The following is a 17,648-nucleotide window of genomic DNA, read 5'->3' on the forward strand; positions in this document are numbered from 1 at the left end:
GATTCAAACCCCGCCTCCCCTTTGAACTGTTTTTATGCACTGACCGCTTTGAGCTTAACGGGAAAGCGCGGCAGGTAAACAACAAACAGCGCCAAACAGCCGGTTCACACTCAAGAGACCACGTGGCGCAGCTCTTGCTTTCAGAAATGCCACCAAATCCGGGTAAGCTGTTTACACGGTGTTCCTGAGACCGCAAGATGTGGCGGTCTGTTGAACGTATTTTCCTGAGGGCGTGATTGCACGCCCGGTCCTTTAAAAGCGAGGTTGCCTTGTCCATCCACGTCGCCCTGAGCCACATCACGCATTACAAATACGACCGCCTGGTCAAACTCGGCCCCCAGGTCGTCCGCCTGCGGCCTGCGCCGCACAGCCGCACACAGGTACTGTCGTATTCCCTCAGGGTTGAGCCCGCCGGCCACTTCATCAACTGGCAGCAGGACMCGTTTGCCAATTACCAGGCCCGGCTGGTGTTTCCCGAGCCGACGCGCGAGTTCAAGGTCACGGTGGACCTGGTGGTGGAAATGGCGGTGTTCAACCCGTTTGACTTCTTCCTGGAACCCGCTGCCGAGGAATTCCCGTTTACCTACAACGCGCTGCAGGCCCGCGAACTGGCGCCCTACCTGGCCACCCAGCCGGCCACACCGCTGCTCAAGCGCTACCTCGAAAAAATCGACCGCACGCCCAAACGCACCATAGACTTCCTGGTGGGCCTGAACCAGGGCCTGCAGTCGGACATCAAATACTCCATCCGCATGGAGCCCGGCGTGCAGACGCCTGAAGAAACCCTGCGCCTGGCCTGCGGCTCCTGCCGCGACACCGGCTGGCTGCTGGTGCAGCTGCTGCGGCACATGGGCCTGGCCGCGCGCTTTGTCTCGGGCTATTTGATCCAGCTGAAAGCTGACGTCAAATCCATCGACGGCCCCAGCGGTGCGGAAGCTGATTTCACCGACCTGCACGCCTGGTGCGAGGTGTTTTTGCCCGGTGCCGGCTGGGTCGGCCTGGACCCGACCTCGGGACTGATGGCCGGCGAAGGCCACATTCCGCTGGCGTGCACGCCCGAGCCGTCGAGCGCAGCGCCGGTCGAAGGCGGCGTCGACAAATCCGAAGTCGAGTTCGAGCACCACATGGCGGTGCAGCGCATTTACGAGTCACCACGCGTGACCAAGCCCTACACCGAGGAGCAATGGCAAGCGGTGCTGGCGCTCGGCGAAAAGGTCGATCAAGACCTGGCGGCCGGCGACGTGCGCCTGACCATGGGCGGCGAGCCGACCTTTGTGGCCACCACCGACCGCGACGCGGCCGAATGGAACATCGACGCGCTGGGCCCGACCAAGCGCGGCTACGCGACCGAGCTCGTGCAGAAATTGCGCGCCGAATATGGCGAAGGCGGTTTCCTGCATTTCGGCCAGGGCAAGTGGTACCCCGGCGAGCAACTGCCGCGCTGGGCGCTGAGCATCTTCTGGCGCAAGGACGGCCAGCCGATCTGGCAAAACCCGGACCTGTTTGCCGACGAACGCCAGCCCTGCAACTACACCAGCGCCGACGCGCAGCGTTTTGTGCAGACACTGGCGGGCAAGCTGGGCCTGGCCACCACCTACATCACGCCAGGCTATGAAGATACCTGGTACTACCTCTGGCGCGAACGCCGGCTGCCGGTCAACGTCGACCCGTTTGATTCGAAGCTGGACGACGCCATGGAACGCGAACGCCTGCGCCGCGTCTTCATGCAGGGCCTGGATTCGGTGGTGGGCTATGTGCTGCCGCTGCAAACCAAGGAGCAACTCAAGCAACGAAACGCAGGCGCCTCGCCCGCGCTGAGTGGGCCCAAATGGACCACCGGTCCCTGGTTCTTCCGCGAAGAACGCATGTACCTGATGCCGGGCGACTCGCCCATGGGCTATCGCCTGCCGCTGGATTCGGTGCCCTGGGTGTCCAAGACCGACTACCCTTACATGATCGAGTCCGATCCGTTTGCCCCACGACAGGACCTGCCGGCGGCTTCCGCACTGGCGGCGCGCTACAACGGCAGCTTCAGCGCAGCCCGCGGCGCCACACCGGCGGCCGCATCCGCGGGCGGCAGCGCCAGTTCGCTCGCGCAGTACATGGCGCGCTATATGACGGGCAACACCGCGCTGTCGCAAGCCAGCCGCATTCTGCAGTTCCGTCCGCTGGGAAACAACGGAACGAACGGTACGGACGGGTTGAATGGCAAGCCGGCCGCTGAGGCAACAACGCCTGCCGACGATCGCGCGCCCAAGCCCTTTGAATCGGCCGCCTGGCTCACGCGCACCGCGCTCTGCGTGGAAGTACGAGACCCATCCCGCGCCAATGGCCCGAAAGACAAACCGAAGGCCGACCCGGACAGCAAGGCCAACAAATCCGGCCGCGGCGAAGTGGGTGCGATCTACGTCTTCATGCCGCCCATGGAAAGGCTCGAAGACTACCTCGACCTGTTGGCCGCGGTGGAAGCAACGTCGCAATCGCTGGGCGTGAGCATCGTGCTCGAAGGCTACCCGCCACCGCGCGACCCGCGCCTGAAGATGCTGCAGGTCACGCCTGACCCGGGCGTCATTGAAGTCAACATCCACCCGGCCTACAACTGGGGCGAGCTGGTGGAACACACCGAGTTCCTCTACAAGATTGCGCATGAAACGCGCCTGTCGGCCGAGAAATTCATGACCGACGGCCGCCACACCGGCACCGGCGGCGGCAACCACTTTGTGCTGGGTGGCGCCACGCCGGCCGACAGCCCCTTCCTGCGCAAGCCCGAGGTGCTGGGCAGCCTGATCGCCTACTGGCACAACCACCCGTCGCTGAGCTATCTGTTCTCGGGCATGTTCATCGGCCCGACCAGCCAGGCGCCGCGTGTGGACGAGGCCCGCAACGACCAGCTGTACGAACTGGAAATCGCCCTGCGCGAGATCGAGAACAACCGCAAAAAATACGGTGCCGACATGCCGCCCTGGCTGGTTGACCGCACACTGCGCAACATCCTGGTCGACGTCACCGGCAACACGCACCGTAGCGAGTTCTGCATCGACAAGATGTATTCGCCCGACTCCGCCACCGGGCGCCTGGGCCTGCTGGAGCTGCGCGCGTTTGAAATGCCGCCGCATGCGCGCATGAGCATTGCCCAGCAATTGCTGCTGCGCGCGCTGGTATCGCGCTTCTGGAACAAGCCCTACCACGGCCGTGTCACGCGCTGGGGCACCGAACTGCACGACCGCTTCCTGCTGCCGGGCTTTATCCGCATGGATTTTGAAGACGTGCTAACCGAGTTGCGCGAAGCCGGCTACGGCTTCGACATGGCCTGGTTCGAACCTCACTTCGAGTTCCGCTTCCCGTTGATCGGACAGGTCAAGGCCAACAGCATTGAGCTGACGCTGCGCAGCGCGCTGGAGCCCTGGCATGTGATGGGCGAGGAAGGCTCGGCCGGTGGCACGGTGCGTTACGTGGATTCATCGCTCGAGCGCGTCGAAGTGCATGTGACGGGCCTGAACGACAACCGCTATGTCGTCACCGTCAACGGCCGTGCATTGCCGCTGCAAAGCACCGGCCGCGTCGGCGAATATGTGGCCGGTGTGCGCTACAAGGCCTGGAACCCGCCATCGGCCCTGCACCCGTCGATCGGCGTGCATGCACCGCTCACGTTTGACATCGTCGACACCTGGATGGAACGCTCGCTGGGCGGCTGCCAGTACCATGTGGCGCACCCGGGCGGGCGCAGCTACGACACGCTGCCGGTCAATTCGTACGAGGCTGAAAGCCGCCGCCTCACACGCTTTTTCCGCATGGGCCATACACCCGGCAAGATGCGCGTCGCGCCGGCGCAGCCGAGCCGGGAGTTCCCGTTCACGCTCGATTTGYGTTGAATCCGTGCTGGCGACAGCCGCCCGGGAGCTTGAGGGCCCTCGGGCGAAGCGCCTCCCCGGCTGTCTTATGGCTGCAACATTTGCATGCGCAAGCGGCATAAATAGCCATTTTGGCCGCGCATTGAACCCGCCTTGAGCCTTGCAGGGGATGGGCCACAGGCATACTTGCACCCACGTGGAAAATAACACCCAGTCACTTTTTGCCGCCCAGTCGCTTGAATCCCCCTGCGCACTGGCTGCCGCGCTGGCGCCTCATGCGGCGGCGGGGCATTTCGATGAGTTGCGGGGCCGTGTGTCCGAAGGCCCCGCGCCCGCTGAAGCGGCCGCGCCGGCACAGCCCGCGCTGCGGGCCGCGGGCAGCCCCCCTGAAACAGCCCCGGCCCGGCCCGAAGCCCCGGCGGCCGGGACGGACGACACCCTGTCGCCCGACTGGACACGCTTTTTCAACTTCCTCGGCAGCGACGGCTTTTACGACCTGAACCACCGCACCGCCAACCTGCGCCGCCAGATCCGCGACAACGGCGTGACCTACAACGTCTACGCCGACGCCAACGGCCCGCAGCGGCCCTGGTCGCTGGACCTGTTCCCCATGATGGTCTCGCCCGCCGACTGGGCGCAGATCGAGGCCGGCATCCAGCAGCGCGCCCGCCTGCTGGACCGCGTGATGGCCGACATCTACGGCCCGCAGGAGCTGCTCTCCAAAGGCCTGCTGCCCAGCGCGCTGGTGCATGCCCACCCGGGTTACCTGCGCGGCATGCAGGGCGTGCAGCCGGCCGGCGGCACCTATCTGCACATTGCCGCCTTCGACATCGCGCACGGCCCCGACGGCCGCTGGTCGGTGGTGTCGCAGCGCACGCAGGCTCCTTCGGGCCTGGGCTACCTGCTGGAAAACCGCCTGACGATTTCACTGCTGTTTCCCGAAGCCTTCCGCGAAATGAAGGTCGAGCGGCTGGCCGCGTCGTACAAGGCGCTGGTGGATGGCCTCAAGGCCATGAGCCCGACGGACAGCAACGAGGAAAGCCGCGTGGTGCTGCTGACGCCGGGGCCTTACAACGAAACCTATTTCGAGCACGCCTACCTGGCGCGCTTCCTGGGCCTGACACTGGTCGAGGGCAGCGACCTGCTGGTGCGCGATGACAAGCTTTACCTGAAAACCCTGCGCGGCCTGGAGCGGGTGCACGGACTGCTCAAGCGCCTGGACGACCAATTCCTCGATCCGCTGGAACTGCGCTCGGACTCCACACTGGGTGTGCCCGGCCTGCTGCAGGTGATACGCGCGGGCAATGTGTTGGTGGTCAACACGCCGGGCTCGGCCTTCCTCGAATCAAGTGCGCTGCTCGGCTTTCTTCCCGCGCTCTCCGAGCACCTGCTTGGTGAAACGCTGGCCCTGCCCTCGCTGGCCACCTGGTGGTGCGGCGAGCAGGCAGTGATGCAGGACGTGCTGAGCCAGCTCAAGACCTGCGTGATCAAACCGACCTATCCGGGCACCGGCATGGAATCCGTCATCGGCCATACCCTGTCGCGCCGTGCACTGGACGAATGGGCTGGCCGCATTGTTCGCCGGGGCGAAGACTTCACCGTGCAGGCTTACCTGCCTCTGCCGCAAACGCCGACCTGGCAGGGTGAGCGGATTTCCCCGCGCTCGGCCATGCTGCGCGTGTTTGCGGTGGCCGATGGCAACGGCTCCTGGCAGGTGCTGCCGGGCGGGCTGGCACGGCTGGCGGGCAAGAACGAAAACATGTCGTCGATGCAGCACGGCGGCAGCAGTGCCGACGTGTGGGTGCTGGGCGACCCCTCGGCAGCCAAGGCGATGGYCGAACACACCACCGCATCGCGCACCGAGCAGCCGGCGCCTGTCTGGGCCGCAGCGCCGCTGCGCCACCGCCCGCCCGTGACCAGCCGCGCGGCCGAAAACCTTTTCTGGCTGGGCCGCTACACCGAGCGTGCCGAAAACTCCACGCGGCTGGCGCAAATCACGCTGCAATGCCTGGGCGGCGAAGACCAGACCTCGCAGCCCTTGCTGGCCTGGCTGACCAGCATGGCCGTCGGCAACGCGCTGGTGCTGGACACCGTGCCGCCGGCCACGCATGCGCGCCGCGTCTTCGAACGCGCCCTGATCGCCAACCTGGCCGACACCGAACAGGCCGCCAGCGTAGGCTTTAACCTGCGGGCGCTCAAGAGCGCCGCATCTGCCGTGCGCGAACGCCTGTCGCAGGAACAATGGCACATGATCGTGCGCACCGAGACCGACTTCTTCCAGCGCTGCTCATCGTTCAGCGCGGTGGGCCAGACCCAAAGCCAGGGCGGGCAAAGCCAGAGCCAATCCAGCCAATACCTGCTCGAATATTCTTCCGTCGAGGCGCTGCGGGCGCTGGAGTCGGCCAGCGGCTTCCTCTCGGCCATGACGGGTGCGCAAACCGACCGCATGACCCGCGACGACGGCTGGCGCCTCCTGAGCGTGGGCCGGTTGATTGAACGGCTCAACACCCTGGCCGGCGCGCTGATTCGCGGCTTTGAAACCGGATCGATTTTTGAAGAAGGCGGCTTCAACGCCATGGTGGCGCTGTTCGACAGCACCATCACCTTCCACGCGCAGTACCAGCAGCGCCGCGACATCCCGGCCCTGCTCGATCTGCTGGTGCTGGACCGCGACAACCCGCGCTCCCTCGGCTGGGTGGTGCAGACCCTGCGCGGGCGCCTCGCCAAGCTGGCGGGCAGCGCGCCGGGCGACATGCCCGACCTGGCGATGGAACTGCCCGACCCCGGCAGCTGGGCCCTGGCTGATTTGTGCCAGGACGCCCAGGCCAGCACCGGCGATGGCGAAGATGAAAACGGCGGGCAACATGATGGGCGGCTGGTGCAGTTGCTCGAGCAGTGCTGCGATGCCGCGCTGGAACTGTCAGACACCTTGAGCCGCCGCTACTTCAGCCACGCGGCTTCTGCCAGCCAGAGCCTGGGCGCCTGAGGCCCTAGGAGTTTTTCCGTGCTGCTTCACGTCGTTCACGAAACCCGTTACCGCTATGCTCCGGTGGTGGAAAACGCGCACCATGTGGTGCACCTCAAGCCCGCCAGCCGAAACGGCCAGACCCTGCTGGACTATGCGTTGCGGGTGAACCCCGAACCGGTCCAGTTGCGCGAAACCGAAGATGTCTACGGCAATACGCGCACCTACTTTTCCCTGCAGGCGGCGCATGAGAGCCTGACGGTGGTGGCTGACAGCATCGTCTCCACGTCGGCCCTCAACCCGCTGCAATCAGAAGCGACCCTGTCCGCCGGCAAGCCTGCATCGCCCGCCTGGGAGCAGGTGCGCGAACAGTTCCGTTACCGCGCCGGCGCGGCCTACGACAGCGCCTCCGAATTCCTCTTCGCCTCGCCCTATGTGCCGCGCGACGATGCCTTCATTGAATTTTCCCGCCCCAGCTTCCTGCCGGGCAGGCCACTGCCCGAGGCAGCGCGCGACCTGATGGAACGCATTCACAGCACCATGACCTACGAGAGCGAAAGCACCGAAGTCAACACGCCGGCGCTCGAAGCGCTCAAGCTGGGCAAAGGCGTGTGCCAGGATTTCGCGCACATCATGGTGGCCTGCTGCCGCGCCATGGGCCTGCCGGCGCGTTATGTCAGCGGCTACCTTCTCACCACGCCACCGCCCGGCCAGCCACGGCTGGTGGGCAGCGACGCCTCGCATGCCTGGGCTTCGGTGTACTGCCCCGGCCTGGGCGCCTGGCTCGACTTCGACCCCACCAACAACCGCGCGCCGGGTGAAGATTACGTCACACTGGCCATCGGCCGCGACTTCCTCGATGTATCGCCCATGCGCGGTGTGATCCGCGGCGGTGCGCAGCACATCCTCGACGTGGCCGTTACGGTGGAGCCGGTGGCAAGCGCCGGGGACTGAGCGGCTTCGGCGGCGCTGGCAGCTCTTCCAGCAACGAGCCCTCAGGCAGGCTGCGTGCCAGGCAGCGCCGGCACAGGCTCACAAATTCCTGCGCGGCGCCCGACTGGGCCTGGCGCGGTTTGAAAGCCAGCAAGGCCCGGAACGACACATCAGCCGCCAGCGGAACGCTGCGCAGGCCCAGCGCCACATGTTCACGCGCCACCAGCGGATTGGTAACTGCCAGCCCGGCCCCGGCCAGCACCAGCGAACACTGCGTTGCGCTGTAAGGCGTTTCAATCACAAAGCGCGGCTGCACACCCGCCTGTGCGAACGCGGCTTCCAGCCGGCGCTGGGCCGTATCCGAGGCAGACAGGCCGACCAGCGGCACTTCTGCGAGATCCCTGGGCTGCAGGACCTGCTTGCGAGCGAGCGGGTGGGCCGCGGGCATGACGCACACCGCGGGCACCTGGTAAAAAAGCGAGGACACCAGGCCGCTGGTGTCCGCCTCGTCGCCCAGGAAAGCCAGGTCCACCGCCCCCTGGAACAAGGCCTCACGCAGCACCTTCGAGCTGTCGACCAGCAGCAGGCAACGCGTGCGCGGGTAGCTTCGCTGAAACTCGGCAAGCGCCCAGGGCATCACGCTGGCAGCCATGGCATGCAGTGAACCGATGCGCAGCACGGTGTCCTCATGCGACTGCAGGGCCACGATTTTTCGCTGCACGGCCTCGAGGCCTTCGTAGACCCGCTCGACCTCTTCCATCAGCGCGTGCGCCTCCGGCGTGGGCGTCAGCTTGCCTTTGGGCCGGTCAAACAGCTTGAGCCCGGCGCGCGCTTCGAGCTGCTGCAGCAGCTGCGTGACGGCCGGCTGGCTCACGTGCAGCGCCGCCGCCGCGCGGTTGGCGGTGCCCAGCCGCATGACCATGCGGAACACTTCAATCTGACGTGCACTGGCTTCGGCCATGGCGGTTTCCTATAAGTTTTACTTATTTTAAATCGCAAACAAGCGATGCATGAGAGGCCATCGTCTTCGTACCATCTGCCCATGAATCCTGTTTTCCCCGAATCCCTTCCAAACCCTGCGGCATGGAACGCCATCAGCCGCAACCCCCGACTGATGAGGCTGCGGTGCATCCTCTGCGCCCGTGAATACCCGCTGCAAGATTTACCCGCCGGCTGTCCGCACTGCGCGGCACAGGGCACGCCCGCCAGCCTGGAAGCCGTTTACACCGGGTTGCCCCAAACACTGAAAACAGCCAGCACAGGTTATAAGTGGGGCGACTGGCTGCCCTACACCCGCGGCGTTTCCCTGGGTGAAGGCAACACGCCTTGCCTGGACCTGCCGCGCCTGGCGCGCGAGCTTGGCCTGTGCCAGCTCAGCGCCAAGCATGAGGGCATGAACCCCACTGGCTCGCACAAAGACCGCATGTCGGCACAGGCCGTCAGCCGGGCGCTGGACGCAGGCGCGCAGACCGTGGTGCTGGCCTCCAGCGGCAACGCAGCAGTTTCGGCAGCAGCCTATTGCGCCGCGGCCGGGCTGCCCTGCGAAATCGCCACCTACCGCGACATGCCGGCGCCCTTCGCGCGGGCCCTCCATCACCTGGGCGCCCGGCGCATGGAGTTCGACCACGGCTTTGAGCGCTGGAACCATGTACGACGGCGGGTCGAGCAGGACGGGGCCTTTGCCCTCACCAACTACAGCGTGCCGGCGGTCGGCAGCCCTGCTTTTGGCGTGGAAGGCTACCGCGCCGTGGCGCTCGAATTTGTCGCTGGCGGCTGCGTGCCGGACCACGTGTTGGTCCCCACCGCCCGTGGCGACCTGCTCTGGGGCATTTACAGCGCACTGCGTGATTTGCACCGGGCGGGACTCATTGGGCACATGCCCAGGTTATGGGCCGTTGAGCCGTTCCCCCGCCTTTCCCGTGTGCTCGAGGGCGCGCCGCTGCAGTCGGAATTCAACGGCCAGACGACGCAGTTTTCGACAGGCGGCAGCACCGTCACGCTGCAACAGCAACTGGCCGTGCAGCAGTCGGGCGGCGGCGCCGTGGTCATTGATGACGCCGGCGCCATCCAGGGCAGCGCCAGGCTTGCAGCGCAAGGCCTGTGGGTGGAGCTTTGCGCCGGCGCCTGCCTCAATGCGCTGGCCCGCCTGCGCGCACTTGGCCAAGTGCAGGCATCAGAACACGCGTTGCTGCTGCTCACGGCCAAAGGCGACCGTGACACCTTTAACCCCATCCCTTGACCGCACGCCCCCTTTTCTTCAGCCCGCAAAGGAAATTTCACCGTGAAGACCCGACTGCTCACCACCCTGCTTCTGGCCTGCGCCACTCTGGCGGGAACCGCCCATGCCGCCTACCCCGACAAACCCATCCGCCTCATCGTGCCTTGGGCGCCGGGCGGCAGCACCGACGCCATCGCCCGCGCGATTGCCCAGCGCATGGGCGAGACCATGGGGCAAAGCGTGGTGGTCGACAACCGCTCCGGCGCTTCCGGGCGCATCGGCACCGAAGCCGCGGCCAAGGCCGCGCCCGACGGCTACACCTTCGCCATCGTCGAGCTGCCGCATGCGATTGCGCCGGCCGTGTTCAACAAGATGCCCTACGACCTGCTGCGCGACTTCACGCCGGTGTCCATGGTCGGCACCTCGCCGCTGCTGCTGTTTGCCGGCGGCGCGCAGTACAAGAATGGCGACATCAAGGGCTTCCTCAAAAACTACCGGAGCAGCAAGGTGCCGCTGGCGCTGGCCCACAGCGGCAATGGCTCCATCAGCCACCTCTCCAGCGAACTGTTCGCCAGCGCCACCGGGATCAAGGTCAACGCCATTCCCTATCGCGGCTCTGCGCCCGCGCTCACCGATGTTGCGGCCGGCCAGGTGGACGCGCATTTCGCCACGCTGGCCAGCGGCAGTTCGCTGCTCGGCGCGAACAGGATCTCTGCCTTGATGGTGACCGGCAATGCGCGCCTCGCCGCCCTGCCCGGCGTACCGACCGCGCACGAAGCCGGCATTGAGGGCATGCAGTTCAACCAGTGGTGGGCATTGGTGGCGCCGGCCACCACGCCGATCGAGATCGTCGAGCGGCTGCGCAGCGAAGCGGTGGCGGCGCTGGCGCACCCTTCCACACGCGAGCGCCTTACCACCCTGGGCATTGACCTGAAAGGCTCGACACGCGACGAACTGCGTGCCTTCATGCGCAACGAAGTAGACCGCTGGGGTGCTGTGGTGCGAAAGGCCGGCATCAAGCCCGAGTGACGCCGGCATGTGGAAGGTTGAAAGAGCACGGAACAAGCCGCGCAGGCCCTGGCGCCGTTCCATCATTTCCTTTCATGACCCCAAAGGCCTCCGGAACCCGCGCACCATCCTACAATTCCCTGCACTGCCAGCCGGTCACGCAGCCTCCTTCGCTATCAAAAACATAGCTGCTTGCACTCGTTCCTATTGGGCTGGAACCATTTTTCTTCACCAAAAGGACCACCATGAGCGCCTACGACAAGCTGAAAGCACTGAACATCACCCTGCCCACCGTGGCAACGCCCCTGGCAGCTTACCTGCCCTTCGTGCAGACCGGCAACCTGGTGTTCCTGAGCGGCCATATCGCCAAGAAGGACGGCAAGCCCCTCGTCGGCCAGCTCGGCAAGAACATGACGACAGAAGAAGGCAAGGCCGCCGCGCGCTCGGTCGCCATCGACCTGATGGGCACGCTCGAAGMCGCCGTCGGCCTGGGCAAGGTCAAGCGCATCGTCAAGCYCATGAGCCTGGTCAACTCCACCGGCGACTACACCGAGCAGCACCTGGTGACCAACGGCGCCAGCGAGTTGTTTGCAGAAGTCTTCGGCGACGCTGGCAAGCATGCGCGTAGCGCGTTCGGCGTGGCGCAAGTCCCCATGGGCGCCTGTGTGGAGATTGACCTGGTGGCTGAAGTCGAATAAGCCGGCTACACAGCATCCGCAATGGCTGTGGGGCCGACGCGCCGGCGACAAGCGCTATCCAGCGGCCCGGCTTAAACTCGTAACGCTCGGCCATTTCGCCGGGCAGCGTTCTCAGGGCGGGGTGAAATTCCCCACCGGCGGTGTTTGCAGGAAACTGCATCAGCCCGCGAGCGCCTGGTTGCCGTGCTTCATACGGCAACCAGGGTCAGCAGATTCGGTTCAACTCCGAAGCCGACGGTCACAGTCCGGATGAAAGAGAGCGCGATGTTTACGGCTGTGCCGTGGGCGCCTATGGCTGGGTGCGGGTTCTCCGCAGCGGCTGTTCGTTCTCCCACGTGCTGGCCGCAGGCTCGTGCGCCCTGATTCTGGTAACACCTGGCAAAAAGGCATCCATGAGTCAGACAGATATTTCCCCACCTTCGGCTTCCCGTTCGGGCGGCACACCCACCAAGGCACGTTTCGCCTTTATCCAGTCGTCCTGGCACGAAGACATCGTGGACCAGGGCCGCGGCGCTTTCCTGGCTGAGATGGCCAGGCAAGGCGTCGCCRCTGAATCCATCGACACGTTTGAAGTGCCCGGCGCGTTCGAAATTCCGCTCCACGCGAAAAAGCTCGCACAGTCGGGCCGTTATGCAGGCGTGGTCTGCTGCGGTCTGGTGGTCGATGGCGGCATCTACCGCCATGAGTTTGTAGCTGACGCGGTGATCAGCGCATTGATGGGCATCCAGCTGGAAACCGGCGTGCCGGTGTTTTCAGCGGTGCTGACGCCGCAGCATTTTCATGAGCATGAGGAACACCGCAAGTTCTTCACGGAACATTTCCTGACCAAGGGCAAGGAAGTGGCGCAAGCCTGCCTGGAGACGGTGGCCGGCCTGAAGAAGCTTGATCTGTTGCTGGCAGCTTGATTGCTGAAAGCTGGCAGACCGGCGAGCGCAGCATCTTGCTATTAAATCAATAGCTTCTTGCGCCCGCCAGTTTTGGCTTTCGGTCAGTTTTACTCAACGCGGTTGATGCCGGTGGGTTTGAAGCCCAGATCGGCCGCCTTGYCCTTGCGCGCGCGCGCCGCACGGGCATTGTTCAGGCTGCGAATTTCCAGCGTCTCCTCGCGCGCCTTGCCGCCGCGGCCAATGCCTTCGATCTTCACACTGCGCGTGTAAGCGGCTGCACCAGCCAAAGTGTCTTTGGCTTCGAGGTCGATCAGCATCAGGCCGCGCCCGCCGGCGGCCTGCATCTTGAGTTCCGCGATTTCAAACGTCAGGATGCGGCCGCCGGTCGAGGCGCAAGCCACATGCGTGGCCGGCACCAAGGGCGCCGCTGCGCTGGTGAAAGCGGCATGCGAAGGCCTGCAAATGGTTTCACCTTCAGCGCAGCTGATGAAGGCCTTGCCGGCTTTGAGGCGCGACGTCATGTTCTCGACCGTGGCGAGGAAGCCGTAGCCGCCGCTGGCGCTCAGCAGCAATGCGGCATTGGACGGGCCCGCAAAATAATGCACCAGCTGCGTGCCCGACTCCAGATCAATCAGGGTGGTGAGCGGCTGGCCGTCGCCGCGCGCACCGGGCAGCAATGACACCGGCACCGAATAAATGCGGCCGCGCGAACCAAAGGCCAGCAGCGTGTCGATGGTGCGGCACTCGAAGGTGCCGTACAGCCCGTCGCCCGCCTTGAAGGCGAAGCCTGCCGGGTCATGTCCGTGACCGTTGCGTGCGCGCACCCAGCCCTTGTCGCTGATGACCACGGTCACCGGCTCGTCGAGCACCTTGACTTCGAGCACGGCTTTTTTCTCGGCCTGGATCAGCGTGCGGCGCGCATCGGCGAATTGCTTGGCGTCAGCCTCAATTTCCTTGACCAGCAGACGTTTGAGCGCAGCCGGGCTGCCCAGGATTTCCTCAAGCCGGCCTTGCTCTTCGCGCAGGTTTTTCAGGTCCTGCTCGATCTTGATGGCTTCAAGCCGTGCCAGTTGGCGCAGGCGGATTTCAAGAATGTCCTCGGCCTGGATTTCGCTGAGTTGGAAGCGCGCGATCAGCGCCAGCTTGGGCTCTTCCGACTGGCGGATGATGGCAATCACCTCGTCGATGTTGAGCAACACCAGCTGGCGGCCTTCGAGGATGTGGATGCGGGCCAGCACTTTGTCGAGCCGGTGCTGCGAGCGCTTTTGCACCGTGGTCTGGCGGAACTCTATCCATTCCGCCAGCATCTGGCGCAGGTTTTTCTGCGTCGGCTTGCCGTCCAGCCCGACCATGGTCAGGTTGATGGGCGAGGAGCTTTCCAGGCTGGTGTTGGCCAGCAGCGTGTTGATGAGTTCGGACTGGCTGATCTTGCTGGTCTTGGGCTCGAACACCAGGCGCACGGCGGCGTCCTTGCTGGATTCGTCGCGCACCACGTCGAGCACGGCCAGAATGGTCTGCTTGAGTTGCACCTGGTCCTGGCTCAGGGCTTTTTTGCCGGCCTTGATTTTCGGGTTGGTGAGCTCTTCGATTTCCTCGAGCACACGCTGCGTGCTGACGCCGGGCGGCAGCTCCTGCACCACCAGCTGCCACTGGCCGCGCGCGAGTTCTTCGATCTTCCAGCGGGCGCGCACCTTGAGCGAGCCGCGGCCCGTGCTGTAGGCCGCCGCGATTTCCGCGCCGCTGGAAATAATTTGCCCGCCACCCGGGTAGTCGGGCCCGGCGATCAGCGCATACAGCTCTTCGTCGGCAAGCTTGGGCGTCTTGATGAGCGCCACACAGGCGTCGGCGACTTCGCGCAGGTTGTGGCTGGGGATTTCGGTGGCCAGGCCCACGGCAATGCCGCTGGCGCCATTGAGCAGCGTGAACGGCAGCCGTGCCGGCAACTGGCGCGGTTCTTCGAAAGAGCCGTCGTAGTTGGGTACGAAGTCGACCGTGCCTTCATCAAGCTCATCGAGCAGCAGCGTCGTGATGCGGGCCAGCCGAGCCTCGGTGTATCGCATGGCCGCTGCGCCGTCGCCGTCGCGGCTGCCGAAATTGCCTTGGCCATCGACCAGCGGATAGCGCTGGCTGAAGTCCTGCGCCATGCGCACCATGGCGTCATACGCCGCCTGGTCGCCGTGCGGGTGGTATTTACCGAGCACGTCGCCGACAACGCGCGCGCTCTTGACAGGCTTGGCACCGCTCGCGCCATTCGCCCCGCCAAAACCCAGGCCCATGCGCGACATGCTGAAGAGGATGCGGCGCTGCACCGGCTTCTGGCCATCGCAAACGTCGGGCAAGGCGCGGCCCTTGACGACACTGAGGGCATATTCAAGGTAAGCCCGCTGCGCGTACGCGGCCAGGGAATCCTGGTCTGCGGGTTCGGGGATCGGGGCTACTGCGTCCGGTGTAAAGAGATCCATCTTGAGTTTGGCTTGGCGGGTAAGGTGGCGTGAGGCATGCCGGCACACGCGGGTGCGGCCGCCACAGGGTTAMAAAAAGAAAAGCTGTCTATCAGGCTGCCGGGCAGGACACAAGGCGCATTGTGACCTCAGTACGGCTCGGGCAAGGCCTCTGGCGTGGCGGTGGACACCACCGTGGGTGACACCATRTTGCCGCGGCCGGTGGCCCCGCCCATCATTTCCATGCGAACGCGGCCGCCGGACGCCATGCTGGGTGGCTTGAGGTGGTTATAGAGCTGCATCACGGTCTTGACGTAGTTTTTGGTTTCAGGATAGTTCGGAATCTTGTTGCCGGCACGCTGAACGGCGCCTTCGCCGGCGTTGTACGCAGCGATGGCCAATTCGAGCTGGCCGGGAAACATGGCAATCAGGTCACTGAGGTAGCTGGAGCCGGCCCGGATGTTGGTCTTGGGATCGGTGAGCCTTTTGTGGATGGTGGAATCCTTGGTGGCCCGCACGCCATAGCGCTCCGCTGTCGGCGGGATCAGCTGCATCAGCCCGACCGCACCCTTGGGCGAAACGGCCTGGGCGTTGAATCCGGATTCGGTGGCGATCAGTGCCTGCAGCAGCTCGTAGTCGATGCCGTGCTTGGCAGAAGCCTCGCGCAGCAAGTGCTTGACGGCCTTGTAGTTGGGCGACACATCAAAGTAGGCCAGCAGCTTGGGCGGCGCATTGGCCACGCCGGTGGCCTGATTGGCGCCATTGCCAACCGCCTTGCCGCTTTTGGCAACGCTGTTGCCTGCACTAAAGCTTTCTGCGCCGCGGAAAAAAAGCTCATAACGCTCATCGAGCCGTACAGCCGAGAAATGCGCAATGCCTTCTTTATCGACGTAACCCCAGATGTCAGCCCGGGCGGGCCCCGCGAACAGCGCCGCCAGCCCCAGAACGAGCAAGGGCAATGCCGGCGCACGCAACAGGCGTGCAAAGCGCGGCAAGGTTGACGGCAATTTCAAAAAAGAATTCATCAAATATCTATTTCCACGGCGTCACCGTGCAACTCCATCAGTTCGCGGCGCGCTGCGGCCTCGCCTTTGCCCATCAGCTTGGTGATGAGCGTCTCGGTCTGCAGAAAATCCTGGTTGCCCAGTTGCACGGGCAACAGGCGGCGGGTGTCAGGATTGAGTGTGGTTTCCCACAATTGTTCCGCGCTCATCTCGCCCAGGCCCTTGAAGCGGCTGATGCTCCAGGCGCCTTCCTTCACGCCATCCTTGCGCAACTTGTCCAATATGGCGGTCAGTTCGCCTTCATCAAGGGCGTACACCTTTGAAGCCGGCTTTTTGCCCCGCGCCGGCGCATCCACCCGGTACAGCGGCGGCCGGGCCACATAGACATTACCTGATTCGATCAATTTGGGGAAGTGGCGGAAAAAGAGGGTCAAAAGCAGCACCTGGATATGCGAGCCGTCCACATCGGCGTCGCTCAGGATGCAAACCTTGCCGTAGCGCAGGCCAGAGAGGTCCGGCGTATCGTTCGGGCCGTGCGGGTCGACCCCGATGGCGACCGCGATGTCGTGGATTTCGGTGTTGGCAAACAGGCGGTCGCGCTCGACCTCCCAGGTATTGAGCACCTTGCCGCGCAGCGGCAGGATGGCCTGGCTTTCCTTGTCGCGGCCCATCTTGGCGCTGCCGCCGGCCGAATCACCCTCGACCAGGAAGACTTCGTTGTGCGCCAAATCCCGGCTTTCGCAGTCGGTCAGCTTGCCGGGCAGCACGGCCACACCGGAGCCCTTGCGTTTTTCGACCTTCTGGCCGGCTTTCTGCCGGGTTTGGGCGGCCTTGATGGCCAGTTCGGCCAGTTTGCGGCCGTAATCGACGTGCTGGTTAAGCCAAAGCTCCAGCGTGGGCCGCACAAAGCTGGACACCAGCCGTACCGCGTCGCGTGAATTGAGGCGTTCCTTGATCTGGCCCTGGAACTGTGGATCGAGCACCTTGGCGCTCAGGACATAGCTGGCGCGGGCAAAAACGTCTTCCGGCAAGAGCTTGACCCCCTTGGGCAGCAGCGAATGCAGGTCGACAAAGCTCTTGACGGCATTGAAGAGGCCGTCGCGCAGGCCGCTTTCGTGCGTGCCGCCGGCGCTGGTGGGAATCAGGTTGACGTAGCTTTCGCGCACCGGCTGCCCCTCTTCGGTGAAGGCCACGCACCACTGCGCGCCCTCGCCTTCGGCAAAACTCTCGTGCGAAGCGTCGGCAAAACCTTCGCCCTCAAACATCGGGATCACCGGGTCGCCGGTTAGCGTCTGCATCAGGTAATCGCGCAGGCCGCCCTTGTAGAGCCAGGTTTGGGTATCTTTGGTTTTCTCGTTGGTCAGCGTTACCGTGACGCCGGGCATCAGCACCGCCTTGCTGCGCAGCAGGTGCGTGAGCTCGGCCATGGGCAGCGCGGCCGATTCAAAGTATTTGGAATCGGGCCAGGCGCGGACGGTGGTACCCGTCTTGCGGTCTCCATCGCCGTTTTTGCGCAGGTGCAGCTTTTCAATGACGTCACCGCCCGAGAACACCAGGTGGGCGACCATGCCTTCACGGTAAGAGGTGACTTCCAGCCGCTTGGACAGTGCATTGGTCACGCTCACGCCGACGCCGTGCAAGCC

At 64.6% G+C, this 17,648-nt stretch carries 12 protein-coding genes and 1 riboswitch; of the genes, 8 read left to right on the forward strand and 4 right to left on the reverse strand.

Annotated elements, in window-relative coordinates:
* From AC1D1X_RS01840 to AC1D1X_RS01855, 4 genes are all read left to right on the forward strand, one after another.
* Nucleotides 1-188: hypothetical protein (locus AC1D1X_RS01840; protein ID WP_477697742.1), on the forward strand; the 188-nt coding region annotated here is incomplete at its 5' end.
* A gap of 81 nt (nucleotides 189-269) precedes the next feature.
* The gene (locus AC1D1X_RS01845; protein WP_477697743.1) at nucleotides 270-3,872 is read left to right on the forward strand and encodes a transglutaminase family protein; all 3,603 of its coding nucleotides are present in this window, start codon (nucleotides 270-272) and stop codon (nucleotides 3,870-3,872) included.
* 175 nt (nucleotides 3,873-4,047) lie between these two features.
* Complete coding sequence (locus tag AC1D1X_RS01850) at nucleotides 4,048-6,837, forward strand: circularly permuted type 2 ATP-grasp protein (RefSeq protein ID WP_477697744.1); 2,790 nt, start codon at nucleotides 4,048-4,050, stop codon at nucleotides 6,835-6,837.
* Between the two features lie 18 nt (nucleotides 6,838-6,855).
* Complete coding sequence (locus AC1D1X_RS01855; protein WP_477671104.1) at nucleotides 6,856-7,770, forward strand: transglutaminase family protein; 915 nt, start codon at nucleotides 6,856-6,858, stop codon at nucleotides 7,768-7,770.
* On the opposite strand, the gene AC1D1X_RS01860 is transcribed toward AC1D1X_RS01855, so the two are convergent.
* Nucleotides 7,736-8,710, reverse strand: coding sequence for a LysR substrate-binding domain-containing protein (locus AC1D1X_RS01860; protein WP_477671105.1), 975 nt, complete (start codon nucleotides 8,708-8,710; stop codon nucleotides 7,736-7,738). The genes AC1D1X_RS01855 and AC1D1X_RS01860 overlap by 35 nt on opposite strands.
* A gap of 81 nt (nucleotides 8,711-8,791) precedes the next feature.
* On the opposite strand from AC1D1X_RS01860, the gene AC1D1X_RS01865 reads away from it, so the two are divergent.
* The 4 genes from AC1D1X_RS01865 to AC1D1X_RS01880 all read left to right on the forward strand — a co-directional run bounded on the left by AC1D1X_RS01865 (nucleotide 8,792) and on the right by AC1D1X_RS01880 (nucleotide 12,578).
* Nucleotides 8,792-9,988 carry a pyridoxal-phosphate dependent enzyme gene (locus AC1D1X_RS01865; protein ID WP_477671106.1) on the forward strand — a complete coding sequence of 399 codons (1,197 nt, stop codon included), beginning with the start codon at nucleotides 8,792-8,794 and terminating at the stop codon, nucleotides 9,986-9,988.
* A 42-nt stretch (nucleotides 9,989-10,030) separates the two neighbouring features.
* Nucleotides 10,031-10,996: a tripartite tricarboxylate transporter substrate binding protein gene (locus AC1D1X_RS01870; protein WP_477671107.1), complete on the forward strand. Its 966-nt coding sequence runs from the start codon at nucleotides 10,031-10,033 to the stop codon at nucleotides 10,994-10,996.
* Nucleotides 10,997-11,220: 224 nt separating this feature from the next.
* Nucleotides 11,221-11,673 (forward strand): RidA family protein, encoded by a 453-nt coding sequence (locus AC1D1X_RS01875; protein WP_477697745.1) that lies wholly within the window; start codon nucleotides 11,221-11,223, stop codon nucleotides 11,671-11,673.
* 103 nt (nucleotides 11,674-11,776) lie between these two features.
* Nucleotides 11,777-11,938, forward strand: a riboswitch (FMN riboswitch).
* A 127-nt stretch (nucleotides 11,939-12,065) separates the two neighbouring features.
* The gene (locus tag AC1D1X_RS01880) at nucleotides 12,066-12,578 is read left to right on the forward strand and encodes a 6,7-dimethyl-8-ribityllumazine synthase (RefSeq protein ID WP_477697746.1); all 513 of its coding nucleotides are present in this window, start codon (nucleotides 12,066-12,068) and stop codon (nucleotides 12,576-12,578) included.
* Between the two features lie 89 nt (nucleotides 12,579-12,667).
* Here the strand turns inward: AC1D1X_RS01880 and parC are convergent, their stop codons facing one another.
* From parC to AC1D1X_RS01895, 3 genes are all read right to left on the reverse strand, one after another.
* Complete coding sequence (parC, locus tag AC1D1X_RS01885) at nucleotides 12,668-15,022, reverse strand: DNA topoisomerase IV subunit A (protein ID WP_477697747.1); 2,355 nt, start codon at nucleotides 15,020-15,022, stop codon at nucleotides 12,668-12,670.
* Nucleotides 15,023-15,150: 128 nt separating this feature from the next.
* On the reverse strand, nucleotides 15,151-16,014 hold the full coding sequence (locus AC1D1X_RS01890; protein WP_477697748.1) for a lytic transglycosylase domain-containing protein: 864 nt from the start codon (nucleotides 16,012-16,014) through the stop codon (nucleotides 15,151-15,153).
* A gap of 11 nt (nucleotides 16,015-16,025) precedes the next feature.
* Nucleotides 16,026-17,648: DNA topoisomerase IV subunit B (locus AC1D1X_RS01895; protein WP_477697749.1), on the reverse strand; the 1,623-nt coding region annotated here is incomplete at its 5' end.

Source organism: Polaromonas sp. P1_G4 (genome assembly GCF_056405475.1).

Coding starts and splice junctions, on each gene's coding strand:
- AC1D1X_RS01860 (WP_477671105.1), bottom strand. CDS start 8,710: ATGGCCGAAGCCAGTGCACGTCAGATTGAAGTGTTCCGCATGGTCATG.
- AC1D1X_RS01865 (WP_477671106.1), top strand. CDS start 8,792: ATGAATCCTGTTTTCCCCGAATCCCTTCCAAACCCTGCGGCATGGAAC.